At 49.4% G+C, this 26,317-nt stretch carries 19 protein-coding genes and 3 pseudogenes; 8 read left to right on the top strand and 14 right to left on the bottom strand.

The annotated features are described in order from the left end of the window. Positions 1–8: 8 nt before the first annotated feature. Both metA and asnB read left to right on the top strand, forming a co-directional pair. A complete protein-coding gene (metA, locus tag AC4PCC_RS20430; protein ID WP_492125759.1) occupies positions 9–938 on the top strand; it encodes a homoserine O-succinyltransferase MetA in 930 nt (309 codons plus the stop codon). A gap of 726 nt (positions 939–1,664) precedes the next feature. Further along, a complete protein-coding gene (gene asnB / locus AC4PCC_RS20425; RefSeq protein ID WP_492125758.1) occupies positions 1,665–3,290 on the top strand; it encodes an asparagine synthase (glutamine-hydrolyzing) in 1,626 nt (541 codons plus the stop codon). On the opposite strand, the gene AC4PCC_RS20420 is transcribed toward asnB, so the two are convergent. Together AC4PCC_RS20420 and AC4PCC_RS20415 are read right to left on the bottom strand one after the other, a co-directional pair. After that, positions 3,241–3,510: a hypothetical protein gene (locus tag AC4PCC_RS20420; protein WP_492125757.1), complete on the bottom strand. Its 270-nt coding sequence runs from the start codon at positions 3,508–3,510 to the stop codon at positions 3,241–3,243. The genes asnB and AC4PCC_RS20420 overlap by 50 nt on opposite strands. Beyond that, positions 3,503–3,694, bottom strand: a complete 192-nt coding sequence (locus AC4PCC_RS20415) for a hypothetical protein (protein WP_067710142.1) — start codon at positions 3,692–3,694, stop codon at positions 3,503–3,505. Before AC4PCC_RS20415 ends, AC4PCC_RS20420 begins: the two co-directional genes overlap by 8 nt. A gap of 243 nt (positions 3,695–3,937) precedes the next feature. On the opposite strand from AC4PCC_RS20415, the pseudogene AC4PCC_RS20410 reads away from it, so the two are divergent. Then, a pseudogene (locus AC4PCC_RS20410) lies at positions 3,938–4,223 on the top strand (recombinase family protein); the annotation flags it as partial. A 47-nt stretch (positions 4,224–4,270) separates the two neighbouring features. After that, a complete protein-coding gene (locus tag AC4PCC_RS20405) occupies positions 4,271–6,139 on the top strand; it encodes a DUF7380 domain-containing protein (RefSeq protein WP_492125756.1) in 1,869 nt (622 codons plus the stop codon). Positions 6,140–6,339: 200 nt separating this feature from the next. Here the strand turns inward: AC4PCC_RS20405 and AC4PCC_RS20400 are convergent, their stop codons facing one another. From AC4PCC_RS20400 to AC4PCC_RS20385, 4 genes are all read right to left on the bottom strand, one after another. Next, the gene (locus tag AC4PCC_RS20400; RefSeq protein WP_492125755.1) at positions 6,340–7,380 is read right to left on the bottom strand and encodes an IS481 family transposase; all 1,041 of its coding nucleotides are present in this window, start codon (positions 7,378–7,380) and stop codon (positions 6,340–6,342) included. Positions 7,381–7,522: 142 nt separating this feature from the next. Further along, positions 7,523–7,834 carry a hypothetical protein gene (locus AC4PCC_RS20395; RefSeq protein WP_492125754.1) on the bottom strand — a complete coding sequence of 104 codons (312 nt, stop codon included), beginning with the start codon at positions 7,832–7,834 and terminating at the stop codon, positions 7,523–7,525. Further along, positions 7,831–8,226 (bottom strand): RES family NAD+ phosphorylase, encoded by a 396-nt coding sequence (locus AC4PCC_RS20390; RefSeq protein ID WP_492125753.1) that lies wholly within the window; start codon positions 8,224–8,226, stop codon positions 7,831–7,833. The genes AC4PCC_RS20395 and AC4PCC_RS20390 overlap by 4 nt, the downstream gene beginning before the upstream one ends. Positions 8,227–8,512: 286 nt before the next feature. Then, on the bottom strand, positions 8,513–9,271 hold the full coding sequence (locus AC4PCC_RS20385) for a tyrosine-type recombinase/integrase (protein ID WP_492125752.1): 759 nt from the start codon (positions 9,269–9,271) through the stop codon (positions 8,513–8,515). Positions 9,272–9,736: 465 nt separating this feature from the next. Between AC4PCC_RS20385 and AC4PCC_RS20380 the strand changes: the two genes are divergently transcribed. Further along, the gene (locus AC4PCC_RS20380) at positions 9,737–11,926 is read left to right on the top strand and encodes an AAA family ATPase (protein WP_492125751.1); all 2,190 of its coding nucleotides are present in this window, start codon (positions 9,737–9,739) and stop codon (positions 11,924–11,926) included. A gap of 440 nt (positions 11,927–12,366) precedes the next feature. On the opposite strand, the gene AC4PCC_RS20375 is transcribed toward AC4PCC_RS20380, so the two are convergent. Continuing rightward, positions 12,367–16,185 (bottom strand): YobI family P-loop NTPase, encoded by a 3,819-nt coding sequence (locus AC4PCC_RS20375; protein ID WP_492125750.1) that lies wholly within the window; start codon positions 16,183–16,185, stop codon positions 12,367–12,369. A gap of 694 nt (positions 16,186–16,879) precedes the next feature. Here AC4PCC_RS20375 and AC4PCC_RS20370 point away from each other — a divergent pair. Together AC4PCC_RS20370 and AC4PCC_RS20365 are read left to right on the top strand one after the other, a co-directional pair. Beyond that, on the top strand, positions 16,880–17,044 hold the full coding sequence (locus tag AC4PCC_RS20370) for a hypothetical protein (RefSeq protein WP_492125749.1): 165 nt from the start codon (positions 16,880–16,882) through the stop codon (positions 17,042–17,044). 24 nt (positions 17,045–17,068) lie between these two features. Next, positions 17,069–17,965 carry an Rpn family recombination-promoting nuclease/putative transposase gene (locus AC4PCC_RS20365; RefSeq protein WP_492125748.1) on the top strand — a complete coding sequence of 299 codons (897 nt, stop codon included), beginning with the start codon at positions 17,069–17,071 and terminating at the stop codon, positions 17,963–17,965. 768 nt (positions 17,966–18,733) lie between these two features. On the opposite strand, the gene AC4PCC_RS20360 is transcribed toward AC4PCC_RS20365, so the two are convergent. Both AC4PCC_RS20360 and AC4PCC_RS20355 read right to left on the bottom strand, forming a co-directional pair. Then, the gene (locus AC4PCC_RS20360; RefSeq protein WP_492125747.1) at positions 18,734–19,003 is read right to left on the bottom strand and encodes a hypothetical protein; all 270 of its coding nucleotides are present in this window, start codon (positions 19,001–19,003) and stop codon (positions 18,734–18,736) included. 107 nt (positions 19,004–19,110) lie between these two features. Beyond that, positions 19,111–19,707 (bottom strand): DUF2913 family protein, encoded by a 597-nt coding sequence (locus AC4PCC_RS20355; protein WP_492125746.1) that lies wholly within the window; start codon positions 19,705–19,707, stop codon positions 19,111–19,113. Positions 19,708–19,933: 226 nt separating this feature from the next. Between AC4PCC_RS20355 and AC4PCC_RS20350 the strand changes: the two are divergent. Next, positions 19,934–21,157 (top strand): annotated as a pseudogene (locus AC4PCC_RS20350) (IS91 family transposase). Positions 21,158–21,300: 143 nt separating this feature from the next. Here the strand turns inward: AC4PCC_RS20350 and AC4PCC_RS20345 are convergent. From AC4PCC_RS20345 to ectB, 5 genes and pseudogenes are all read right to left on the bottom strand, one after another. After that, a pseudogene (locus AC4PCC_RS20345) lies at positions 21,301–21,453 on the bottom strand (IS6 family transposase); the annotation flags it as partial. A gap of 218 nt (positions 21,454–21,671) precedes the next feature. Then, positions 21,672–22,589 carry a hypothetical protein gene (locus AC4PCC_RS20340; RefSeq protein ID WP_492125745.1) on the bottom strand — a complete coding sequence of 306 codons (918 nt, stop codon included), beginning with the start codon at positions 22,587–22,589 and terminating at the stop codon, positions 21,672–21,674. A 146-nt stretch (positions 22,590–22,735) separates the two neighbouring features. After that, positions 22,736–23,692 carry an EamA family transporter gene (locus AC4PCC_RS20335; RefSeq protein WP_492125744.1) on the bottom strand — a complete coding sequence of 319 codons (957 nt, stop codon included), beginning with the start codon at positions 23,690–23,692 and terminating at the stop codon, positions 22,736–22,738. A 42-nt stretch (positions 23,693–23,734) separates the two neighbouring features. Beyond that, positions 23,735–24,970: an NAD(P)/FAD-dependent oxidoreductase gene (locus AC4PCC_RS20330; RefSeq protein WP_492125743.1), complete on the bottom strand. Its 1,236-nt coding sequence runs from the start codon at positions 24,968–24,970 to the stop codon at positions 23,735–23,737. Continuing rightward, positions 24,967–26,298, bottom strand: a complete 1,332-nt coding sequence (ectB, locus tag AC4PCC_RS20325; RefSeq protein ID WP_492125742.1) for a diaminobutyrate--2-oxoglutarate transaminase — start codon at positions 26,296–26,298, stop codon at positions 24,967–24,969. The genes AC4PCC_RS20330 and ectB overlap by 4 nt, the downstream gene beginning before the upstream one ends. Positions 26,299–26,317 lie beyond the last annotated feature (19 nt).

The following is a 26,317-nucleotide window of genomic DNA, read 5'->3' as shown; positions in this document are numbered from 1 at the left end:
AGTAGGTTATGCCAATCAGGGTACCCGATGAATTACCAGCGGTGAATTTTCTGCGTAATGAGAATGTTTTTGTCATGACCTCATCGCGTGCCAGTATTCAGGAAATCCGTCCGCTGAAGGTACTGGTGCTGAACCTGATGCCGAAAAAGATTGAGACGGAAAATCAATTTTTGCGTCTGCTTTCCAATTCTCCTTTGCAGATCGATATTCAACTGTTGCGCATCGACAGCCGCGAGTCGCGCAATACGCCGATGGAGCATCTGAATAACTTCTACTGTAATTTTGAAGATATACAGCACGATAACTATGATGGTTTGATCGTGACGGGCGCTCCGCTGGGGCTGGTCGATTTTAACGATGTGGCGTACTGGCCGCAGATCCAGCGGGTGCTACACTGGGCGAAAGAGCACGTGACCTCAACGCTATTTGTCTGCTGGGCGGTTCAGGCGGCGCTGAATATTCTGTATGGCATTCCTAAGCAAACGCGGGAAACCAAGCTGTCAGGCGTTTACGAGCACCAAATTTTGCACCCGCACGCGCTGCTGACGCGGGGGTTTGATGATACTTTTCTGGCCCCGCATTCGCGCTATGCAGATTTCCCCACTCAGCTGCTGCGTGATTACACCGATCTGGATATTTTTGCCGAGTCTGAGCAGACCGGGGCCTATCTGTTTGCCAGTAAGGATAAGCGTCTGGCTTTTGTCACCGGTCACCCCGAATACGATGCGCTGACGCTGGCAGGTGAGTTTCACCGCGATTATGAGGCGGGCCTGAACCCGGAAGTCCCTTATAATTATTTCCCGCAGGATGATCCGACGCTGCCACCGCGGTTCAGCTGGCGCAGCCATGGGAATCTGTTGTTTTTGAACTGGCTGAATTATTACGTTTACCAGATAACCCCGTACGATTTACGTCATATGAATCCAACGCTTGAGTAATGCGCTGTAGGGGCTGCGATATCTGCTGTGCCGGTAGATAATCCCTGCGCTCGTTGGTGAGTTGTGCAGGCGGTAATATCTGCTGTGCCGGTAGATAATCCCTGCCCGCCGCTCCCTGAGAGCAGCATCCCTGCTGCCCTCGCCCGGCCCTCCGTCTCCGCCGCAGCGCTGCGGAATGCCCGTCAACCGCAGGGATTATCCACCTCTCAGGCTCCTGTAGTGCTGTGAGTAAAACCCTACAACAGTGCTTTGAGCAAAACCCGACAATTTTCCGCAGGCTTCTGCGTCACTTTCAATAAAACCTACAGTCTTCTGGCGGGCACTCCAGTTTCGTCCCAATTTTGTATGGAATGGTCTCAAATACGCTATTTGCACTCCGCACCCGGCACAAAGCACACAGGCCCTGTAAGAGCAGATTATGGCTGAACATTAGCATCCTCCATTGCCACTTTAATCCTGAGTATCGCCTGGCGGGTGGTGTTGAATTCAGCGTGCCACTACAATGACACTATTTCCTCCGTGAGGCCGCACCGCTTTCTGAGGCTGGGCAGTTATCTTACCCACCCGTTCCTCGCCAGCCTTTCAGGTACTTAGAATGACCATCAATATTACTGATGGAACGGAATTACCCCCTATTTCACTCAGTTTAAGGAGCGGCTCCGTCGTCCCACGACGGGATGCGTCGCCGCCTGGATAGGCTGAAATCATTACCATCAGGAGCATGACATGTGTGGAATTGCAGCACTGTACGGAACCAGTGACGCGGGCCAGGTTGAACTTATGTTAAGTAAAATCCAGCACAGGGGGCCGGATGAAACACATGCAACGGTGACTGAACGCTGCGCTTTTGGCATAAATCGCTTGAGCATCATGGATATAGAAGGGGGTTCACAGCCATTCCACATTGCAAACGGCACGGTGCACCTGGTGTGTAACGGCCAGATATATAATCATGCCGCGTTACGCGCAGACCTGGAAAATGACGTCATTTTCAGTTCAGGGTCTGATGTAGAAGTCATTGCTCATCTTTATCATCAGTATGGTGCTGAGCTACTTCCCCGGCTGGATGGCATGTTCGCTTTTTTTATTTATGACCAGCACAGACAGGACTTTCTTGCCGCCAGGGACAGATTTGGCATAAAACCGCTTTACTATCTTCAACGGGATGGGGCCTGGTTCTTTGCTTCTGAAATTAAGGCACTGCAGGCGCTCAGCGAAGATGCTGCACTGATTAAAGAACTCCCGCCGGGCTGGATGGCAACGTCTGAGGGGATTCGTCCCTGGTTTGATATTAACATGAGCCAGCGTCGCTCTGTGCCCGATACACGCCTCGTGCGCGCGCTGCTCGAAGCGTCGGTGGAAAAACACATGCAGGCCGATCCCCAGGTGAAATTCGGCGTATTTCTGTCCGGCGGACTGGATTCAAGTATTATTGCTGCCCTGGCGGCACGTCACCGGCAGGATCTGGTGGCCTTTACCATTGGTATGCCGGGTTCACCGGACACCATCGCCGCGCGTCAGGTCGCCAGTCATCTCGGTATAAGGCTTGTCGAGTGTAGTTTTACCGTGACGCAGGCTTTGGCGCAGCTCCGGCGTGCGGTTCAGGTCACTGAGTCATACAATTCGGTGATGGTGCTGGAGGGGCTGATGACAATGCAACTGGCCCAGGCTGCGGCAGAGGAGGGGATAAAGGTCATATTATCGGGCGAAGGCGCAGACGAGATATTTGCTGGCTACGGGCTGCTGCGTCGCGTTCCACCCGCCCGCCTTTCCGGCCAGCTCAAACAATTGCTGGGTCATCTCCACAAGACAGAATGCCGACGTTTGGATCGCGCAACTATGGCCTGCAGTGTCGAAGCCCGTGTGCCTTTTCTGGATCCGCTGCTGGTGGAATATGCTGTTAACCTCCCCGCGTCAGGTCTGATTCAGAAAAGCAGCCAGCGACCGACCGAAAAATGGTTACTGCGCGAAGCCTGCCGGGATTTACTGCCCGAAAACATTCTGCAGCGGGTAAAACTGGCCTTCGATCACGGCAGCGGCATCCTGGCGCTGCTTGATACCCTGGCAGACAGGGTCACTGACGCCGCATTTGAAGAAACGCGCTATCGCTATCCGGCTGCACGTATTGCCAATAAGCCGACGCTGGTCTTTTACTTTATCTGGCGCGATATCTTTGGCGAAACGGGTGGTGCGGGGTCATTTGAACTTTGCGGTCACTATCCGGTGATGCAGGAAATGATAGATAAACGGACCTCTGAAACAGGTGGAACCGGCGAGTGTGAAGAAGACATCACCCCGCTCCTTACTGAATGGACTCATCATGCGGCACCGCTGCACAAATCCCGTCCCTGATCATTCGCAGGGGGACAGGAATATCCGGCTGACAAAGGACATCTGCTTCTGCGTTCCCGGCCTCGCATAGGGGGCCGTAAGGGTTCTGCGGATTGACCAGCCTGAGCGTGTACGCATTGACCTTTGTCGAGACCGTATCAACGTCGAGATGAAACTGATTATATAACGCCAGGATATCCAGATCACCGTGGTGTATGTCTCTGGCCTGATAGTCATCCATCGGGTTCTTCGTCGGGTACATCACTCAGCTTGTCAGCGTGTCCGTCAAGCGCGCGCTCAATGTCGCAGGTAACGTGCTGTTTCTCTGCGCGCAGGTCAGTACTGACGACCCAGCGCTTTATCTGCTTGAGGCGGTTCTTCAGAGAGTGGTGGCTGTCGATATTGGGGCTGTTTGCCGGAACCACCGAAATTTCCGTGAAGCATAATTTTGGCGTTCGGCATCCTGTACGTAAGACCGTCGTTAACCGGACAGCAGATAAACCGGCATTCAGTACGAAAAATAACTGATTGCAACGTCTCATATAGCTGGTACGAAGAAATTCTCATTAATGGCACCATAATCGTATACGTCAGCACAAGGAAATATTCTCAAAAAGCCGTCTGATTCCTGATGCCGGAAATTTCGGCGGTTCAGGCATAGAACCCCATTGATGGTATGGAAGCTCGACCGTCTCGGTCGAAGCCTGCGTCATCTCATCAACACCGTGCATGACCTGACTCTGCCCGTGCCCGTGCGCGAGGGCGTAGCGGCGGTCGACCATTCAAGATGACAGCGGCCAAGTTGCGTCTGCTATGGCGGCCATGGGGCAGTCGGAAACCAAGGTCGGTGACCTCTGTCAGGAACTTGGCATTACCAGGCAGACGTTATACCGGCATGTGTCACCGAGATGTGAGCTACGCCCTGATGGTGTGAAGTTGCTCAATCGTAATTGAGCTATCGCCACAAAAAATCTGTCTAAAAAAAATTAGAGAAAATAAACATGCAACGTTACCCGTCTGACCTGGAAGTAACAGCGCAGGATTTTGCTGATTGCGGCTGGCAAAGCATTCTTGCTGACACTGCCGAGGCTGGCTACGAGCCACTATGGCGCGCCTTTTCCAGGGCCGCTGAACTTGCCGTGGAAGCGAAAATGAACGGGCCTGGCAAGGCGCTTTGGCTTTTGGCTGATGCGTGTGCCATGCGTCTGCTGTCCAGCCCTGACAATCGGCAGCAACCATTTGCATCTACCATCACCCATCTTGGCTGGCGAACGGCCGGGCCGGATGATTTTATAGAAGCGGACCTTGATTTTTTTGCTCAGGTAGTTAGGTCCACAGACAATTCGTGGCTCAAGGCTCGCTTGGCGGACCTGCTATGGGTACGGAAGTATAAATCGAATGATACAAAAGCCGTTTGCATGGCACTGGACGCGATTGATAACTATCAGCGGATTCCAATAAATACGGAAATTTTGCAGAATGACTGGCAAGCATGTTGGGAGCGGGCAATCACCTTGGTTAAGATGCTTGGTAAAGGGGCAGCCGATAAGCTAGATGATACCAGGCAGCCGCTCCTACATGCCTTGCATACCTTGACAAAGTCGGAAGGTTGGTTGGCATGGAAAGTGTCGGATCTGTTGCAGTGGGTTGGACTGGAAATGGAACAGTCCGCAGAAGTTGCAAACAAACTGGCGACTTTGGCACGCGACTACGATACCGATACCGAGCAAGTGCAAATCATGACCGCAGGGCGGCTGTTCAGGCACGCGGCGATCTGGTTTGGTATCGCCGACGATAAAGCAGAGGCTGCAGCCATGACGGTGCAGGTCGCGGAATGCTACGTTCGGGAAGGGAGGTCACGTATCCAAACACCTCATCCCAGCTATGGTGCTGCGGCCAGCTTCTACGAACAAGCCATTCAGACGTATCGCACCATTTCACGGCAACAACGCCAGGCACTTTGCATTGAGGTGCGGATCACCGCACTTCGGAAGCAGATGGATGAGGCTGGCGAAAAATCGTTGGGAGACCTGGGGGAAATTCCCTTTCCCGAGGTGGATTTTCGCGAACAGATGGTGTGGGCTAGTCAGGCCGTACAGAACAAAACACTTACCGAGGCGCTACAAGCTTTCTCTCGTATCGTCCTTACGCCGTTCAAGTATCAGGATTTGTGGCAGCAGATTGTGGCGCAACTCAAACAGCCATCTCTTATGCATATTTTCCCGGTGACCGTGCTAGCCGAAAATGGACGGGTCATTGCCCGAATCCCCTGCCTGGACACCAATGCCGACCTTGTAGACGAGGCAAACAGAGCACGTGTTTTCTGGGAAATGACGAGGATGTACCGTGCGTGGTTAAACTTCTACGTCAATGCATTTATCTGGCCAGCGTTGGGTTCGCTTCTACTGGAACACCGCTTGCGAGAAGCCGACCTGATCGAGCTTGCCAGTCGATCCCCAATTGTCCCAATTGGTAGGGAGCGTTTGTTCGGCAAAGCGCTGTTTGCAGGCTTTAACCATGACTTTGTCACCGCGTTGCACCTGCTGGTGCCGCAAGTCGAGAATATGGTGCGCTATCACCTCAAACATGCGGGCGCGCGCACTACTCATCTCGACGAGCATGGAGTTCAGACTGAAAACGGAATCAGTACGCTCATTGATCAGCCAGAGGCAGAAAAGGTCTTTGGAAAAGATCTGGTATTCGAAATCAAAGCGTTGTATTGCACGGCCATGGGCCCGAATCTGCGCAACAAGCTGGCTCATGGTCTGCTGAATGATACTGATTGCCAGTCAATTGAGGCTATCTATGCTTGGTGGCTAGGATTGCGGTTGGTTTGCCATGCCTTCTGGAATGCGGCAAGAACACGATGACGCTCTGTTATCCGTAGTGTTATTGACTGCTGACATTCCGTGCAGTCATTTTCTGAAAATGACACGCATTTAGGTTATCCGATTGCACAAAATGCACGCCAAACGCTTTTAGCGCGGGAGTACACCCTATCGTACAATAATTTGTATTAGCTCAGACCTGATCTGACAATTATCGGTTATTTATACAGGTGTCCGTCAGATTACATCTGGTTTAAATTTTTCTCAGCCCAGATGTGTTTTCCATCAAGTAACGTTTCCATTGGCGTCCGGCCACAGCACATTTTCCCCTGATGGGTTCGCTCATTATTATAGTGAACCAGCCATTCATCAAGATCTGACTGTAATGTATCAAGTTCGCCATACAGTTTTTTGCGGAATGCTACTTGATAAAACTCCTGCAATATCGTCCTGTGGAACCGTTCGCAGATGCCGTTCGTCTGCGGCGACATCGCTTTGGTCTTTGTGTGGTCGATATCATTTATTGCCAGATAAAGCTGGTAATCATGCTGCTCTACTTTGCCACAGTACTCTGTGCTTCTGTCGGTCAATATTCTCAGCATAGGTAGTCCCTGAGACGCGTAGAACGGCAGCACACGGTCATTCAGCAGATCTGCTGCTGTAATCGGCGTTTTGGTGACATACAGCTTGCAGTGAGCGACCTTCGAGTAGGTATCCACGAACGTCTGCTGATAAATACGTCCAACACCTTTCAGGTTTCCCACGTAGAACGTGTCCTGAGACCCCAGATAACCCGGATGAGCGGTTTCAATTTCGCCACAGGCCTCGTCATCACTGGCTTTACGTTCCAGTGCGGCAATCTGGCTGTCAGTCAGTTCGATACCCTCACGAGCCACTTTTTCTTCCAGTGCTTTAAGGCGCTTTTTGAAATTCTCAAGATTGTGGCGCAGCCAGACAGAACGGACGCCACTTCCTGAGATAAAAACGCCCTGTTTACGCAGCTCATTGCTGGTCCGGTGTTGGCCATGAGCAGGGAACGCAACAGCATAATCAGTAACGGCCTGCTCAGTTGCATCGTCAGTACGATTTTTGAGATTGGGAGCGCGCCGGCTGCGGTTAATCAGCGCATCCACACCGCCTTCATCAGCCAGTTCACGATAACGGTAAAATGTATCACGGGAGACGCCCATGATTTTACAGGCTTTAGATACGTTGCTGAGTTCTTCAGCCAGATTAAGCAAACCAGTTTTGTGTTTGATGACGGGATTGGTAGTATGAAGCATGAGAGTTACCTCGTGTTTTGTATAAGGATTCGACACCCATATCAAAACCGGTAACTCTCAACCTTTCAAGGCCATATGTCAGATCAAGTCGCGACTAATACAAATAATTCTCTATATCCAAACTGCCCCCTTATGACCGGTATCAGTTTTTTGAATCGATGGGATGGCCAAGTTTGACCGGATACTCATTTTTTTGGAACATTACGCCTTTGATTCTGTAAAAAATAAGCTCACCGGCATCCAGTTGAAGTGCACATTCATTTAGTTGTTTTTCGCTTTTCCTTTTTACAGATAACTCTTTGGAAATATGTTGTATTTTGTTAATTACGGGTTCAGGCCATGAGTGCGATCCGTTTTTGTCATAGTCGTACTCAAAGAGTTTTACTGCATATCGGTTCCCGTTAAGATCTGCATCCTGAACGGATGATGATTTACTGAATACAACAATATTCAAAGAACTCGATTTTTCATTTTTTCAGCAGCTTGCTGTGTTGACTTAAAACTAAGTCCGTCGAGTTCACAGGCCACAGCAACAGAAAGATACTCTGCCGCCGCCTGAGTGATCAGATACTCATTATCTGCGTTTCCTGCCACAGGCAATGTCAGCTTGCGGGACAGCTTTCTCAGAAATGATGCAGTACTAAGTTTTTCTTCCATTGCAGAATCGAACAGGCTTCCGCTGACCTGACCGAGCGTGTCTAGCGCAGACATTTCGAGGATGCGCAGCGGTTTCAGAGAAATAAACTTCGCCACAACTACGTAAGTGCCTACTGCGGGCCTGATCTCTGCGATCGTAATATCCGGGGTTGTGGCTCCGTAAAAAACAGGGATCCCCCGCGCGTTCATGCGCCCGGATGTTGCCAGAGAATGAGGTGGTGGGCCGAAGTGCCTCTTCAACTATCGTGTTTTGGTCGGTTTGAGGCTAGATGGGGTTCTGCGACGGAAACCTGGATTTTTCTGCACCCAGTAACTGCGGGGTTGTTACAAAACGACCAGTTGCGTGACAATGTTCAAAACACTCATTCTGATGCTGAAATCGGTCATATAACCTGTAATTTATTTAACATCATGCAAAACATGTGAGTCTTTAGCTTGGTGACGGAATTTTCTGAGGTTCCGGCATAGAACCCCTTTATAAAGGCTGCGAGAGTCCGCGCAGCAGCTGCAGGGACGTTTCGGTATCCTGGCTGAACCGCACCTGGTGGCTGGCGGCCACGTCCAGGGCGAAAACCTTCGTGTAGACCTCCGTTGACTCAAACTTTTCGTGACCGAGCAAGGACTGCACCACCTTCGGATGAACGTGGTTGTAGAGCATGTGCATGGCAAAGCTGTGGCGGAAGGTGTGCGGCGACACGTCGATGCTGAGGCGGATGCCGGCACGTGCGGCGTCATCCACGGCACGGCTGATCCAGTTGCGTACCGTGCGGTCGGATACGGTCCAGACGGGCTGGGCGCGGCGTTCGCCGTCGGGCCCGGTTTCAAACTCTTCCCTGACGCTAGCAAACAGCCTTCTCAGCTCATCGACGCAGGCCGGATCGGAGAGCGGTACCACGCGGTTCGGGCTTTTTCCTTTCTTCGGGCGCCCGCTGCCGGCGCGCCGCTGCTTGGCGGTGCGGATAACCACGTGCGGGATCGCATCGTTGAGGTGAAAGTCCCGCCGCCGCAGCGCGAGCACTTCGTTAAGGCGTCCGCCGGTGTTCCAGAGCGTGTTGATGAGGGCGTGCTGGCTCCAGTCGGTCACGTAGTGCAGCAGGGCGCTGACTTCCGGCGCAAGCAGATAGCGGGGAAGCTCCGTGTAGGCAGTGGCCATAGCACGCAGCGACAGCGCCCGCCCGAAGTCGGGCTGGGCCGGCAGCGGGGCGGTGTAACCGTTAATGGTCGGAAGCGACATAACACCTCTTTTATTATTAACAGTGCTGCGTGAATTCTGGCGGGATTTACCCCTGCATCTTTCCCAGAATTCACGCAGCGACGCCTGTGGCAGTCTGCGCCTATTTTCGCCCGGATCGGGGGCTTCGGGCCACCACAATAATCCGCGGAGCGGCAGGGCGTCATTTACCGCTTTATGGATATGTACCATAAAGCGGAAGCAGAAAGCAGGCGGGGCCTCACGGTTCAGGATCCGCACGGGATCCTGAATGCCTGGATAGTGCGGTACGGAAGGCGACCGAGCACCATATCATGGGGTGCGGGCGGGAAACCCGCCTCCTGACGCCATCTTTCCGGGTATAACGGAAAACGGAAAGCCATCTGAGATGCTCCAAATAAAATGTCAGGATGATTCATGGACACCATGCGCACCGGATGAAAATTGCGCTAGGATAGGGCTACGGCTTTCTGGAATAAAGGAAAAAGAATGGCAGTGCTTACCATCAGGGGTGTCAGAAGTTACGGTGCCGACAAAGATGTACGTATCGATCTCAGCAGCAAAGTCACGTTGATATATGGACAAAATGGATCGGGAAAGTCGACGATCTCGAATTACTTTGCCGGATACTATCCGGATAAATACAGCCAGTGTCGCTTTGAAAGCCAGGAAGATTTATTTCCATTGGTATTTAACCAAGACTATGTAGAAAGGAAATTCAGTCTTGATAACGTTCAGCCGGGTATTTTCACTCTCAGCGATCATAACAAAGGTATCCAGGATAAAATTGAGGAGAATAACATTGCCATCAGGAAGAAAGACTCTCAGGTCGAACGCCTTAAATTGGAGATCGCCGAACGTGATGAAATGGAGATGAGTTTAATAAGTGGCTGTGCAGCGAGAATGTATAATAGGACATCTGCAGACAGAACTAAATTTTCATCCTTTCTTGCTGGGGCGAAACAGCAAAAAAACTTTTACGATCGTATGAAAGAAACTTCTCCTTCAGAAGACACATTTGATTCAGAAGAGCTTTCAATTCGTCTCGAAAAACTTGAAAAAAGCAAAGGAACAAGCTTACCTCATATTAGCTTTTCTTCGCCCCCTCCACTGAGCGAAGATATTATCCGGCTTGTTCAGTCACCGCTGCAGCCTTCATCAGGAACGCAGTTTTCAGACTTTATTGCAAAAATGGGAAATGCAGACTGGGTCAGGGAGGGGGCGCAATTTATTCAGGATGACGTATGCCCTTTCTGTCAGAACACATTTGATGCGGTCCATTTCGCCGAAGAAATGGAAAAAATGTATGACGAAACCTATAAAAATTCTATTGATATTATAAGAGCAGCTGGTTCAGATTTAGCGGAAAATATCGACTATCTGAAAGAACTATCTGACAGAATCTTCAGGCACCCTGAAGTAAGAGAGGGCGCAGACGTTTTTATTACGCTTAAATTACTTATAAACATATGCCAGTCAAACCTGGAGAAAATCGTCAACAAGCTCGACCGACCCTCTGAAATATTTACTGTCGAGGAGACTAAAGAGGCGTGCGACCAGCTGATCCACGACATTGCAAAGATAAATCACACCGTTTCTGATAACAACCGGCTGGCCGAAAACTATGCCACAGAAATGACGGCGCTTAAGGCAGATGTCCATACGTATCTACGCCAGGTTTGTGATGAGTATCTTGTAGCGCTGGAGGGAAATCTTCAGGAAGTCAGGAGCCAGAAAGAGAAGGCCGAACAGAAGTCCTCCACGCTTTCGACTGAGCGCAGGCATCTCGCAGAAGAGACGTCTCGACTAAACGGGCGGCTATCGGTAATACAGCCCACTATAGATTCCATCAATAATAACCTGAAAGCTCTTGGCATAACTGACTTTCACATCTGCTGCCATGATGAGGAGTTGAAACTTTACCGGCTGAGCCGGGAAAGCGAACCTCAGGAACAGAATGTATTCAAGACGTTGAGTGAAGGTGAAAAGACGATTATTTCACTACTCTATTTTATCGAATCCTGTACCGGTAGCGTCACGCCCGAGGCCGTTCACGACGGACGAAAGCTTATTATTATTGATGATCCAATATCCAGTCTCTCACATAACTATATTTATGAGGTCGCTTCACTGATTAAGAGAAAGATTATTAATCCTGAGACAGCCCGCCATCTGGTTATTCTTACGCATAACTTATTTTTCTTCCAGGAAATAATGCTGACGGCTGTGAGAAGGCTGGAAAGCAAGCTTGATGCCCCCAAAGGCTGGTCACTACTGCGTATAGTCAAGAATAAGCACAGCGACTGTATCCCTTTATCCATGCATGAAATGCTTAATGAATATCAGGCCCTATGGCAGACTCTAAAAGATGTGAGGGACAATAAAAGTCAGTCTATCGTTCTTCCTAATACGATGCGAAATATTCTGGAGTATTATTTCAGCTTCGCCTGCAAGGAAGAGAGACTGGAAAAAACCCTTGCGGAGCTGGCCATGAAACACGCCGAAGGGCGTTATGATTCGTTTTATCGGGCAATAAACCGGCATTCACATTCTGATGGAAGAAATATATTGTCCACGGGAATTATGGATAAGGACGAGTACTTCAGGCTTTTCAAAAAGATATTTGAGGAAATGGAAGAAACGGATCATTACAGCTCAATGATGGATGAAAAAAAGTAGGGGCAGATTATTCTGCGTTTCAGCAGAAGCATCATCACCTGCGGGCACCATTCACTTAACGATTCGGGAGCGAGCGCATGTGCTTACGCACATGTTCTACGCGACCGAAACGAAAACGTGTATACCGGATAACCGGAACAATTTTCGGTTTCATGTGGCTTTCCTTTTACAAACCGGCTACTGCCGGAAGTCCCTGTACCCATTACAGGCTGGTAATGATCCAGAGGAGAACGCCCGAGGTGACGATGTGGCTATCATACAAAAAATAACACCATGTGTCATAGTCTTCATGCATTTTTTACACCAAAAATCATGCAGCAGTCCGGTTAGTGCTGTTTGCAAGTTCCGACTTTGACGCAATGCGGAAAGGACCTGAAAGCCGGAGAGGAGAACAGGCGTTGAGAAGGCACGGGGCAGGCCCGTACCCGGCAAGTTATCGGTTAAGACTCGTATTTAGCTGAGCCCCCCAAGATTATTAATACTTTATTTTCTTCCGGTAACTCATATTCTTTTATTATTCCGGTCTGACGTAAATCCTCGAGCAGTGGGATACAGCTCTCCCGGTTACTAAGGGTTAGCGTCGCCCTGGTTTTAGCATTAAATATTTTCTTCAGTTCGCTCTCCTGCATTTTCTCAGCCATCTGTGCCAGTACCGCTCTGCTACGGTATCCGGATAATATGAGCGAACGCATGATTTTCATTTTGAATCTCTCATCCTCAGAAAGGTGAAATACGCCAAGTTTCTGCTCTTCAGAAAGTGGCATCTCATCATCTGGAAGAGACAGGTAATATTCCGTTTGCTGAATAATTAGTGCCTTTTTAAGCGAGTCCGGGAAGGAGACGCTACCTGTCACCTTTTTCAGCAACTGTTCAAAAACATTATTATCCTCAATGGCCTGAAGATAGACTTCGCTGTCGGCCATGAACTCTTCCTGATAACAACTGAACCAGAAGGTTATCGCCTCAAGCATGTCATCACCGTTTCCTGTCCGGCTGATAATGATGTTGTAGTTATTTTTATTCAGTTCTACTTTACTGTTTTTCAGAAGCCGGATGATGACAGCCTCTGTTATTTTATCGTCAAACATTTCGGTTCTGACTTCAGTATTTCTGAGTATTTTTTTATAGCTGTTCTCAGCTAATCCATAATTGCAGATAACATATTGATAGGCATTAACGTACGTTTTTTCATCATAATCCTCCAGGCGGTCCTCACCCAGTATGTCGGCATGGCGGGCCATAAAGCCCGTAATCACCTTCAGGTCGCCGCCGTTTTCAAGGTCTTCCAGCAGCTCAGCCCAGCGGGCATAAACGCGGTCATAGCGGTAAAACAGGTCACGGAATGAAAGCGTTACGCCGTCTTCTTCAGCGCCGGGCTCACGGGGTATATCCGCCAGCGAATCCAGGCAGAAGCTCATTTCCCTGACGATCCTTAACTTCAGGTCATCGCTGAGGGGTGTGACGAGAAGTACGGCATTAGCGGCCGCGGCATCTTCCTGAGAGGTCAGAAACACCTCTCTGACAAACGTCTCCGGATCCTGCAGGAAGTACTGAAGCGTCGCCTCATCGTGCGAGGATGCCAGTGACCAGGGGAGCTCTCGGCATTCACTGACGGTGTATCCGTGCGAGCTCAGGCGCGCCGACAGAACGTGCCCGACATTTTCACTGGTAAGCAGGTATAAATGGTGTTCCCCTGCAAAGCAGTGGAGCTCCCGCTCCCCGTCGCTGGCGGCGGGTGTAAACGTTTCATAGCGCACTCCCAGGCTGCGGATGAGGGTCAGGAATGCCTGCATGCGCGGCTTCTCTACATGGTGCACGATGCCGGGACCCAGCGCCTCAACGTAATCCCGGAACGCGTCGCGATTATCCGCCCAGTCTGCCTTGCCATATGAGACCACCGCCGCCGCAAGCCGGGTATTTTCATCGCTTTTATCCGCGGCCTGAAGGTGGGTAATCAAATCATTCAGGTAACGGTTTTTGTCGAGAATACGAAGAAGAAGCAGGACGTAGCTGTCTGGTTCCCTGAAGTGGTCTTCCAGCGCGTTCAGCACTTCAAGAATCCTGTCACCTGCTTTACCAAACAGCGCGGCAATCATGTCATCAAGACTGCTGACGTCTTTTTGGAGCAGGTAAGTGAGGATCTGATGATGCAGTACCGCATCAAAATGCAGGAAATGCTGTATGCGGATTTCGTCAATAACCCCCCTGACGTCATCTATGACGTGGCTCTCGTTCGATTGTTCGAACGAGAGGCCGAGAGGAATTTGCTTAATGAATTCGTTATCATTAACAGACAGGCCGCCCTCATGGAAAACGGAGCGGGAACGCATGAAATCCTGGTCAAGGAACCCCCGGGACAGCAACAGATACAGCGCTTTAGTCCCGCCGTAGCGCATTTCGTCACGAATAAGTTTCCTTTTCTCTTCGGACAGAAATGTGTGCGTGTCCAGATCTTCAAGATAGCCCTCTGCTCTGGCGGAGAACTGTTTAAAAGTCATCAGCGAGACCAGTCCGGACAGCGATATCGCTTTTTTCCGACGCTGTTTTTCCTTTGTTTCGGCCAGGTCCGATTTTGCCTTTTCAAGGGCTTGACTTCTGTCATCCCCGATCAGGATTTTCCGTCTTTCATAATCACTAAGCAGAGTGGTCCTTTCAGATTCGGATAATATAAATGAAGCTCGTGAATTACTGTTATTAGCAACACTGCTAACCCTTATCTTTTTTTTACTTTCCAGAAATCCAATAAACTCACTCTCATTACTTACGAGTGCGTTCGTATCGTAGGAGTAAAAGTTATAATCATCATTAGAATGCTGTAGTTGAACAATAACTCTCAACCTTTCTGGAATAAGTGAGGCAATAATACTTTCCCTGACATCCAGGGATGTACTGGCGTGCTCTTCGATGGTGGCGTTTAACTTAGAGGAAAGAAGCGACACTCTTTCTTCTAAGTTTGAAAAGTGTTCATCATGCAACCTGAGGTGACGGTAATCATCTACAAACCGGTAAAGCACACTTATTTTTCTGTCAATTAACCCGTAATCATGGGAGAACGTGTTTTTGTAAAAAACAAGGCTGTAAAGGTTCACTTTTCGCTTGGTGTTATCAACCACGCTTTCGAATATGAGGTATTCGTTGACGATATTCTGGAGACAGCGCATATCGTTTATATACATTGCCGTTCCTCGCAGGCACTCCTGAATACCTGCAACGCTTCCTCCCAGCTTGTCATTTAACAGGGAATAAGCATTTCTCACATCCATAACAGGAACGACAGGGATGATAAAGTCAAAAAACTTCGTGCGTGATTCAGCACCGGGAAAAACATCGTCCCTGACGGCGTAAATAAAACGCAGCGGGTTATCTTCAGAAAGATTGTTGTTTATTATCGTGTTTATTTCTCTTAATTTTACAAAAATATCATGATCTTTCAGGCGATCGAGGTCTTCGAACACCACGATGCGGTAGTCCTGAATCTTTGAAAAAAAATATACCATCTCATCGAGGCAGTTATTCAGAAGAGAGCTTGATTCACCGCTTCCAGTCTCGACCTCTCCGCTCAGAAGCGAAATTTTGTTGAGCTTTATTTTCTTGTCAAATATTCCTATCCGAGAGGTGAATGCGGAAATAGAGTAAAGTGAAAAACCGAATGATAATAGCAGAAACAATGGCTTAAGCGGAACTGCCCAGTCAAGCCAGCTGACAATGCTGGCGGGTACTCCAGCAATACTGAGGGCCTTATCCGGGAAAATGAGCGCCAGCAGGAGCCCCAGCGGAATCGCAAGCTTCAAGGCCGATGAGAAGACGCGCCAGATGTGCGCCCTGTTTCTGTTAAGAATGCGGTCAATCCTGGAGTCAGGGAGCGCGTCCCTGTTTTTCTTATAGAGGATCTGCTGAAGAATGCTTAATTCCACCTCCTGTGGTTTGGGAGGAGCATCCATTTTTTCCATGTCGAAACCGGCAAGAGAGACGCTGATGTGCCGGTCTTTCCTGAACGTATCCATGTAGGAGCTGATGATGGTGCTTTTGCCGGCACCGTAAGCCCCCGTCACCGCAATGTTCCTGACGTCTTTTTGTAACAGCGCAAAGTCCATGGCGGCGAAGTATTCATTCGGACCTTCGATTTTAGATGGCGTCAGCGCGGTGTATTTAGATGCAGAGGATACGTCATCCTGTTTCAGGTATTCATCAATTCTTGACGCCAACTTCTTCAGTCTGGCTGCTGCATAATTCAAAAACTTCCTATTACGTTCTTTCATCATCATTCCTTCAATTGTTCCCTGCTTTGAACATTTGCAACAGAAAAAACTCAATGTCGTCACTGGGTGGACGCGCGGGGAGGTAAGCAGTTAACAGAAAAATTAAACCTGACACGCAATGGCAGGTTAAGCGGATGTGGGCTGCATCTGGCATCGCACAACGGTGCGCTGAATTCTGTCGTACGGGAATATACCATATAGTTCAGCAAACAGCAGAAGCTGCACCATGCCCACGGGCCTAACATGAACGGTAATGCAGGGAGCGTGGGAATTCACATAAGATACTGACTCTATGGCTTGAGGGTTAACCACATGAACACGCACGGTAAAAGTATAAATGAGCGTACAATCGATCGTTCAGTTGACAGTAGTGTCCGTGAAACCCCACTTTTAGATTGAAAACGCCATTTCCAAATTGCGGCCATTTTCATTATATTTATATGTATATTAGTCAGTTACTTAATAATAGTATGTTCTGGTTTCATCGTACTTCGGACAGGATAAGATACTTATATCTTGACTCGAGTTAAAGGGAAAAGGTTTTGAATGACACGCATCATAAAGATGGTAATATTATCCCAACTTTGTAAAAAAACCGCTATAGGTAACATGCTAAATCTTATGGTTGAGCGTTTTCTATGGCTGGTAGCTTTATATTTATCCTCCGTTCTTAATTCTAAAAGAAGAGTTCCACATGAATATTCCCCGTATTTTTCTCATATCGATTTATTCAGTTCTCTTTGCATGCGTGCTGCCATCCTTGAGCATTGGCGGTGGCTTATGGATCGGGTTTCTGATGTTCCTGCCATGGAAAGTAACTTCGGTTAAAAAAGTGCCTGAAACTGCAACGGCTGCTTAACGGTTAAAGCTCTAAAGACAAACTATGAAACTTACATCCGCTCCACATGATGCTGCCTTCAAAGCCTTCCTGACGCATCCTGCTACTGCCCGTGACTTTATTGAGCTACACCTGTCGGCTGAGCTTCGCGCAGTCTGCGATCTCAGCACCCTGAAGCTGGAGTCCGGTAGCTTCGTGGAGGAAAGCCTGCGCGCCTACTACAGCGACGTGCTCTACAGCCTGAAGACCGCCGCCGGCGACGGCTACATTCACGTGCTCATCGAACACCAGTCAACGCCCGACCGGCACATGGCGTTCCGCCTGATGCGCTACGCCGTGGCCGCCATGCAGCGCCATCTGGATGCCGGGCATAAAAAGCTGCCTTTGGTAATCCCGGTGCTGTTCTACACCGGGAAGCGCAGCCCGTACCCGTTTTCCACCGACTGGCTGCAGGAGTTTGACGATCCGACGCTGGCGGCCCGTCTTTACGCCGGCCCCTTCCCGCTTGTCGACGTCACGGTGATCCCGGACGAGGAGATCATGCACCACCGCAGCATGGCTGCGCTGACTCTTCTGCAGAAGCACATACACCGGCGAGACCTTGCCGACCTGCTGGACCGGCTGGCCACCACCCTGATGGCCGGTCACCTGACGGGACAGCAGCTGATTTCGCTGATAAACTATCTCGTACAGGCGGGCGAAACCGACGACGCCGAAGCCTTCGTACGCAACCTGGCGCAAAGAGTGCCGCAGCATGAGGACGAACTGATGACGATTGCACAGCAGCTGGAGCAGAAGGGACTGGACAAAGGGCGTCAGGAAGGGCGTCAGGAAGGCAAAATGGAGGTCGCACGCAACCTCCTGGCCAAAGGTATCCCGCTGCAATCGGTAAGAGAGCTGACGGGGCTGTCGGACGACGACCTCGCAAAAATTCGCCATTGACTGAAAACAGGATAATGAAACCCATGCCCAGTGAGCTGAAGTTATTACTGGGGTCAGTTTGGATATAGAGAATTAGTGTACGGTAAGCCTGTTTTTCGAACAGGCTTACCTATTGAAATGGAGTGTAACCCATGCGGGATACGGCGTTTTCAGGCGGTTTGCCCTTCATCGGATAACCTAAATGCGATACCGAAAAGGCTACAACTTAAAAGCGATAAACTCTGACGCACAATTAATCTATTACGCCTCGCTATTGGTTTAATAATGCGCTTAACGTACAAAAATTTCCGTTTTCCAAACCGACCCCATGTACCGCCACTTATAGCAACAATTTTGCAGATGCCAGCATCACACCTGCCGGGTACTTTCTCCCGTCAGACTTTACTGCAGAGGGGTAGACGACCGTGACCGGTCGTGGCGTAACGACAGGGCTTCTGTCGCGAGTACGGCCATCTGCGGAGGTCCGTCTTTTTCATAATTTTTATACGTTCTCAGGCAAATGCCCAGCTCCTCGGCAGCACGCTCCTGCGTCCAGTTCAGTCCGCGTCTCCACAAACGAAATTCAAATCCGGTCATATGCAGCCTCAGCTCACTGTCATGTGCTGATTTTACATTTAAAGTGCATATTCTGCACTTTAAAGCCATTTATTTGGGATTGCGCTTTTCCTGACGCCGCTTCTCAGCAACCTGGCCCGAGCGGAACTACCACAGCCATTGTCTCTAACGGCAGCGGTGGCCTTAACGGTAAGGTGCCGCTGATTTTCCGGCTCAGTCCTCTTTGTTAAACCCCGGCTCTTTCAGCAACTCACTGATTTCGTCAAGCAGCTGGCGAAGGGCGGCCTTGCCTTTGGCCCTGCCCGCCATGTTTACGTCAGATGACACCTGAGCCACCCTGCCGGCGATGGCGAATACGCGCCGGTCCTGCCAGGCATTGCCTATCATTATCAGGTTCAGGGTTATCTGAAGACCGGCCATCGGGTCATAGCCGTCGCCTTCTGTGAACAGGCTTTCCAGCTCGGCACGGGAACCCTCGTTCATGGCGCTAAAATCCTGATCGCGGTCTGCCTTGTGACATCAGTCATAATCCGGTCAAATTCTGCGTTATCGCTGGCGCTCATACGTCCTCACTACTGTGGTTAAAAAGTTCAGAGTTCTGACAGGGCCAGCAGATTGTGGAGCATCGGGTCATCTTCGTTCACCGGCTCACGGCACCAGCCCGATCGCTTCAGCAGCACGTCCAGCCCGGCGAGGTTCCCGCTGATGCGCGCGGGAAGCGGGTAACGCTGCTTTCCCTCATCATCAAAGCCGTTTTCCAGGGCAGCCCGGTTAATGTAGATTCCCGACACGGCGGGATTCAGGCGTATCCTGTTGCGCCCGCTCCACTCCTTCTCCGACAGGACCATGTACACCCAGCCCGTCATCTTCACCGCGTTCAGGGCATGCTGCAGGCGGTAAAGGTCGTTCTGCGCCTTCAGGCTGCCGCTCCCGGCGCGCCAGAGGTAGTTCAGCTTGCCGGGCAGGTCGGCGTGCACTCCCCTGGCCCTTCCCTCCTTCAGCAGCCAGCTGATGTCGCTGGCCAGCTCCCTGCTGAACCTGCGCTGTTTTTCCGCCAGCGCCAGCCACCTGACCAGAAACAGGTTTTCCTGCGCCGGCGAGCTGACATCTCCGTCATCACGCGCGTTCTGCAGGGCCAGCAGTCCACACCAGGCGAGGTGGCTGGCGCTGAGGTTTCCGTTATCCATCTGTTTGTCCTTTGGGTTAACCGGCGTGTATTCAGGTAAGTGTAAACGTGAACCGGGAACCTGAAAACCCGACTGTCCGGAGAGGGGCGAGCAGTGCGCAGCCCCTCACTGAATGCCGCGTCAGCGGCATGGAGGCGCCAGAACGTAGCACGCCTGCGGCGTGAGCGGCGCTGCTGTGCAGCTTCGGGAGTTTTCATGACCGGCGCTCCAATTTATACTCGGTCTCATGTATATACCCCGCCCCGCCAAACTCCTCTTCACCGTCGATGACGGCTGGAACCGCTACCTCGAAAAACACGGCGACAGCATCAGCCAGTGGACCCGCCTCTGCGTTGAGCGCATGCTCGCCTGCGGGACCTGCGCCATGGGCGTACGCCGCTACTGCTGCGCATCGCCGGACTGCACACACTCCCGCTTCTTCTGCCAGAGCTGCAAGTCAAAGGCCTGAAGTGCCTGCGGCATGAAGTCCACCGAACAGTGGATCGCTGAGCAACAGCACGTCCTGCCCGACTGCGAATGGCAGCACATCACCTTTACCATGCCACACCTGCTGTGGCCCTTTTTCAGCAATAACTAGCCCCTGCTCAACAAGCTGTTCCGCTGTGCCACCCGGGCCATGCTTGAGTGGGCGCGCCGGCAGGGCATCGAAGTGGGTATCTTCTGCGCCCTTCACACCTATGGTCGGCAGCTGCATCAGCACCCACATATCCACGTTTCCGTCACTCGCGGTGGACTTGACGTTAAGCACGGCGTATGGCGCAGCCTTTTCTTCAGAAAGAAGGCCGTTGAGGAAATCTGGCGGGGTGCCGTTATCCGCCTGCTGCGCCGCAGCTATGAGCGGGCCAGTCCCGGCACCCTGCCGGGACTGGGCCACATCCGCGATGAGCTCCAGTGGCGGCGTTACCTGAAGGCACAGTATGGCCGGCACTGGAAGGTACACTTCGCGAAGAAGACCCGGGGAGCCTGGCACAGCGTTAGATACCTCGGACGCTACCTGAAACGACCGCCGGTGTCGGCTTCACGGCTGCGACACTACGCCGGCGGCGCGGTGGTCCACCACTACCTCGATCACCGCACGGGAAAGCATAAGCGCCAGACGCTGAGCCAGGAAGAGATGATCGGGCGCTATATCAGCCACGTTCCGGCGCGGCATTTTAAGATGGTGCGCTACTCCGGCTTTCTGGCCAACCGCAAGCGGGGCTCGCTGCTGCCGAAGGTTTACAAAGCGCTGGAAATGACGGTACGGGAGAAACCTAAACGCCCCGGGTTCGCGGTGCTGATGAAAGGCTTTCTAGGCACGGATCCGTACCAGTGCATCCTCTGCAAAGGTCGACTGCGTTTTGCCGGCGCCATGGCGGGGGAGCACTCCACAAAAATGCTCTCTGACAGGCTGCATCAGATGGCGAAAAAACGATGGTTGCGGATGTCTGAGCGGGATCGGTACGCCTGAAAAATGGGTTTCAGGTTAGAAATACGGCGAAGATGGCATTTTTATCACAAAACTAATGTTGATCCGCGCCGTAACAGTTATGGGTCGTGTCGCCTTCCATGGTCAGGTGATCCGAAAAGAAGCGATTCAGATTCCTAACCATGAACCCAGCGATAAATCGTGGTGTGATCGACATTAACCCCTCGCTCAGCCAGCATCTCCTGCAGCTCACGATAACTGATGCCATATTTGCAGTACCAGCGGACGGCCCACAGGATAATATGACGCTCAAAATGCCGACCTTTGAATGGGTTCATGTGCTGCTCCTTCAACTAAACAGTAGCATCAGTCTACCATCACCAGATCTTTGCAACAGTGCCTTGGTAAGGCTTAGTCACGATGAAAAGCAGGGTATATCAGCATCGCTTTCGCAAGCACTGCCGTTTATCCTCGCACATGCGGCCTGTTCCATGTCTATGCAAACTTGAATGCAGGGCAGCCACTGCCTACCCTGCACTCATAACAGCGAAGTAATTTAATCTTTAAGCAGCGCAGAAAGCGATTTTTCCATTCGGGCAATATTCTCTGCTTTTGACATAATGCCCTCGCGCTTAAAACCACCAGTAGCAGCATAAATGTTTAGTAGATTACGTACCGCTTTGGCTTCTGTTGCAATACATTCACTAAGCGTTTTAGCTTCAGAAAAAGCTGGGGCTTGCTGCAAAAATTTGGCAAAACATATTCTTGAACCCATAATCACGGCAAATACATTCGCCATGTTTTCCATGTTGGCTTTTTCATTTTTCATTGTGGCAATATCTTTAAGAAAAGTGAAGTTATCATTGTGATTAATGCGGCTATTGGCGAAAAGTATATCGACAACTGATGCATGGGCTTCTTCATTTTCTAATGGCATCTTTTCAAAGACACGAAAAACTTTTTCTTTTGAAGCGTTGCAGATTTCAGAAAGATATCCACTAGTAAAAGTGAATTTAGCTAAATCACCAGAGGATACATCGTCAATCGCCTGCCATTCATTGTTTTTTTCATCGTATGAAAGAAGAGTAACAAAATGGTTTATATGTTTTTTATAATAAAATTCCGGACGATGCGGAACCAAAAAAACATCACACGAGATAAGAACGAAACAATCCCTTTGAATTATTTTAATTAATTCAGGAATAATTTCCTCAAAAGAACTATATTTAACTTCATAGTATTTAACTCCAATTGTAGCATAATCCCTACTCACTAATCCGTCATACACAAAATCGTAACGTGGCGTTTGCTTTAAAAATAACTGTTCTCTGATGAGATCCGTACTGATTTGGGCGTTATAAAATAAGTTCGCTGTATTAAACCCGAAAGATTCTAAGGCAACAATACCTTGGCGCTGAGAGCAATTTAGAAAGTTCCTATTATAAACTTCGCATTCATATTCAAATTTTATCATTTCGCCTCCCGAAATTATTAATTCCTTAACAAATAGTAACATGCCTTATCATTATTTAAAAGGGACATCCTTATCATGATGAGGACGGTATCGTGCTTGAAGTAACCGCCCACTCACCAGTGATAAGGGGCGGGGATTGTTACCATTTATTTTTTAACAGCAGAATATTCATTACATACGGATGATATAGGATCCGGCTTCTTTTTTCTCATCCAGAAGTTAGCTAGTAAAATAGATAAACAAGTGGTGACGATAAAAAGAGGTACCCACAAGGAAGGCCAACCTTTAGTGAACATTTCAATGGTTAATGCTATGGCCGGAATGAAAGGAGTAATGATGGAAACTCTTGAGGCTCCCAATTTTTGTACTGAGTATTGTAAAGCAAAAACAGGAATAACCACTGATATAAGCGCCAACATCAGCAATTTAACCAACATAAATGAATCCACCGCGGTAATATCAACCAAGTCTTTTGCACTAATAACAGCCGTAACGACCAATAATAAGAAAAAACGATTACACAGAATTTCCAATGTGCTAGCGCCATAGTTATATAGTTTTGCAGAGCGAAAAACATAGATGCCGGCTGACAGCCCACCCGTAACAGCCAAGAATACGCCAAGCCTCAACTCATCAGCAGTAAAATCAAATACACCAACTGCATAATTTAACCGGAAAATAACTAGCGCAGATAAGCTGGCACCTATTAAAAAAACACCCAACGCGCGCTTGCTAAATAGTTTAGCTTTACCTGAGGCTAGTTCACATAGAAGTACTCCGATTGGCAGCGAACCCTGAAATACCGCACATTCGATTGAAGGCTCAATTTTGTACAATGAAAGAAAGGCAAACAACCAGCTAGTGAGCGTCAATACATTTAAAATCAGCATCTCACCAAAAAAAACACGGGACAATTTAAATAAAGGACCGCCAGATCTTTTCTGAAGAAAAACGAATACACAAAAGGCCACGAATAATGAAAAAAATGTAACAACAAACCCACTAACATTAGCAAATGAAAAAGAAATCCATACAGCAGATAGTGCGGTACAGATGCAGTACATAAAAATAGAAACAGGCGCAAAGATATTTATTTTATTCATCTCAAGCTCTCATCAATGATATTAAAAATGCGGATGCTGTAATTATGCTTCCAACGTCTTACGCTTAGACGCATTCTGCCGAATTTTGCTGATCAAATATTTATTTTGAAAGGCTGCAGGTAGTATTAATCTCCCCGTCAAATCACGATACTGACGTTGCAGTTCAGGATCATTAAGGATGGTCAGGAAGGTCGATTTTTGTGCCTGTTCGTCTTTCGCAATCAGCGCATCAGCAATAATACCGCGTGCGTGGAAAGTGAAGTACTCATTAAATTGAAGCTTATAGGTCTGCAAAGCCATCTTAGTATTAATAACGCCTTGCTGTGATGTTGCTTCTATTGCCTGAGCCAGCATCGCAGCGGTTTGCAGGGCGAAACTGCATCCAACCCCACTCATAGGATCGAGTGACAGGGTCGCATCGCCAATAAAAGCAACATCCTGACAAACTGGTTGGCGCATCAGATTGGGGTAATCCTGATACCCCATCACCGGAGTTTCAAAAATAACATTATTCATGGTTGGCATTGCGGAAACACCGGCGAAGAACGCGACCAAGCTAGCTTCTACATCCTGCTGCTGCCACTGCTGTGCAGTTATTTTGCTAACGTAGGCTGACAGCAGCGTGCGCCCATTAACTAACGGATAGAGAAAAGCCATACCATTTTGATTATGTGCAAACAGCGAACGGTTGTCCGCAGGTACTTCAATGCCACTGCAGTAAGCAAAAAAGGTGGCCCGCTGGTTTTCATAGCTCTGCAGTGGATTATCAAGTAAGCGAGCCAGTAATGACGTTCTGCCATCTGCCGCGATCAAGAAGCGTCCTTCAACGCAATACGTTTCTTCTTTTTTTCTTTCAACTGTTAACTGCCATCCCTGTGGCGATCGTTGAACGTTGGTGACACGTTCTGCATAGCCGATTTCAGCACCACATTCTTGCGCCTGCTGACGCAATGCTGGATCTAGTACTGACCGCTCCAGATTAAGCGCACACTGCTTATTGTCAGCACCATAAAATCCTTCAGGATCGATAATACCAGCTGGGGTGATAAAGGTTGCCCGGGTACGCACGCTATAGTCACGTTCTGCCAGATGCGCCATACCCAGCTGGCTTAACACCGGCACGGCAGATGGCTGGATAAAATGAGTACAAAGTTTTTTATAGGATGAAGCTGAAGGAAGCTTTTCAATCACCCTGACGCTCAATCCCTGTTTACGTAACAGGATGCTACAAGCAGCGCCGCTGGCGCTACCTCCGACAATAACAACATCATATATCATTGTGTAACTCCTACACGAAGCAGGGCGTCTTCACGCACGTCTAAAGGTGTAGCTTCAGCACCCATTAAGCACGCTTCTATCGCCTGTTCCAGAATTGCTAGTCCTGTCAGTAGCGTTTCCTCAGGAATAGTCAGGGCTGGCATAATTTTAATCACCTGATCGCGATTGCCGGAACGTTCGACAATCAATTTATGTCCGAAGCAATGCTGAGTAATTTTCTTCGCCAGTTCAGGAGAATAGAGTTCAATACCATAAAATAAGCCGCGGCCACGGGTCTGTTTGATAAAGCGGGAAAAGCGCGTGGTTATCCCCGCCAGCCAATGCTGAACCACTTTTTCCTGGCGGAAAATATGCTGACTTAGTCGAGCATCATGCCAGTAATTTTCCAATGCGGCTTTAGCCGTGACAAACGCTGAGGTATTACCACGGAAGGTGCCATTATCTTCACCAGGTTTCCACTGGTCCCACTGCGGCTTATACAGCAGCAGTGAGAAAGGCAGCCCGTAGCCGCTAAGGGATTTAGACAGGCACACCATATCAGGCTCAATACCAGCAAACTCAAAACTAAAGAAGTGGCCGGTACGCCCACATCCGGCCTGGATATCATCAACAATCAGCAAGATATCGTGGCGCTGTAGTAGCGCATATAAACGTTGGAGCCAGCTTTTTGAAGCCACATTAATGCCGCCTTCACCCTGTACAGTTTCCAGAATCACCGCAGCAGGAATATCCATTCCCGAGCTGTTATCCGTTAACAGTTTTTCGAAATAGGCAATCGTGTCCAATTCGTCAAGGTAGCCATCATACGGCAGTCTGAATACATGCGAATCAATAGCATTCTGTCGGTTATCACGATTACCCGTCAGCCCCAGGGCGGTGGTAGACATACCATGGAAACCATTGGTAAATGCTACTACATTAGTGCGGTTTTTAACTTTACGTGCAAGCTTGATTGCTGATTCCACCACGCTTGTGCCGGTCGGTGAAGTAAACTGCATTTTGTAATCGAGACCACGCGGTTGCAGAATAATAGCGTTAAATGCCGTAATAAATTCTGCTTTGGCAACTGAATGCATATCCAGTGCTGCCTGAATGCCATCAGCCATCAGGTAAGCAATCAACTCCTTTTTAAGCGCAGCCGGATTATGCCCGTAATTTACCGATCCCGCACAGCTGAGGAAATCCAGCCAAGCGTTATCATGCTGATCGTAGAGATAGCATCCTGAAGCCCGCTTAAAGATCGCCGGGAAATTGCGGCAATAGCTTCTGGCTGAAGACTCATTTTCGGAGAAGACGTTTAGAGCATTGTTATTTTCATATGTAGTCATAGCTGTTTCTCTGTAAATG

The organism is Erwinia sp. L03-1 (genome assembly GCF_058686115.1).
The sequence above is the reverse complement of the archived record's forward strand: the minus strand, read 5'-3'. Positions and strand labels throughout refer to the sequence as shown.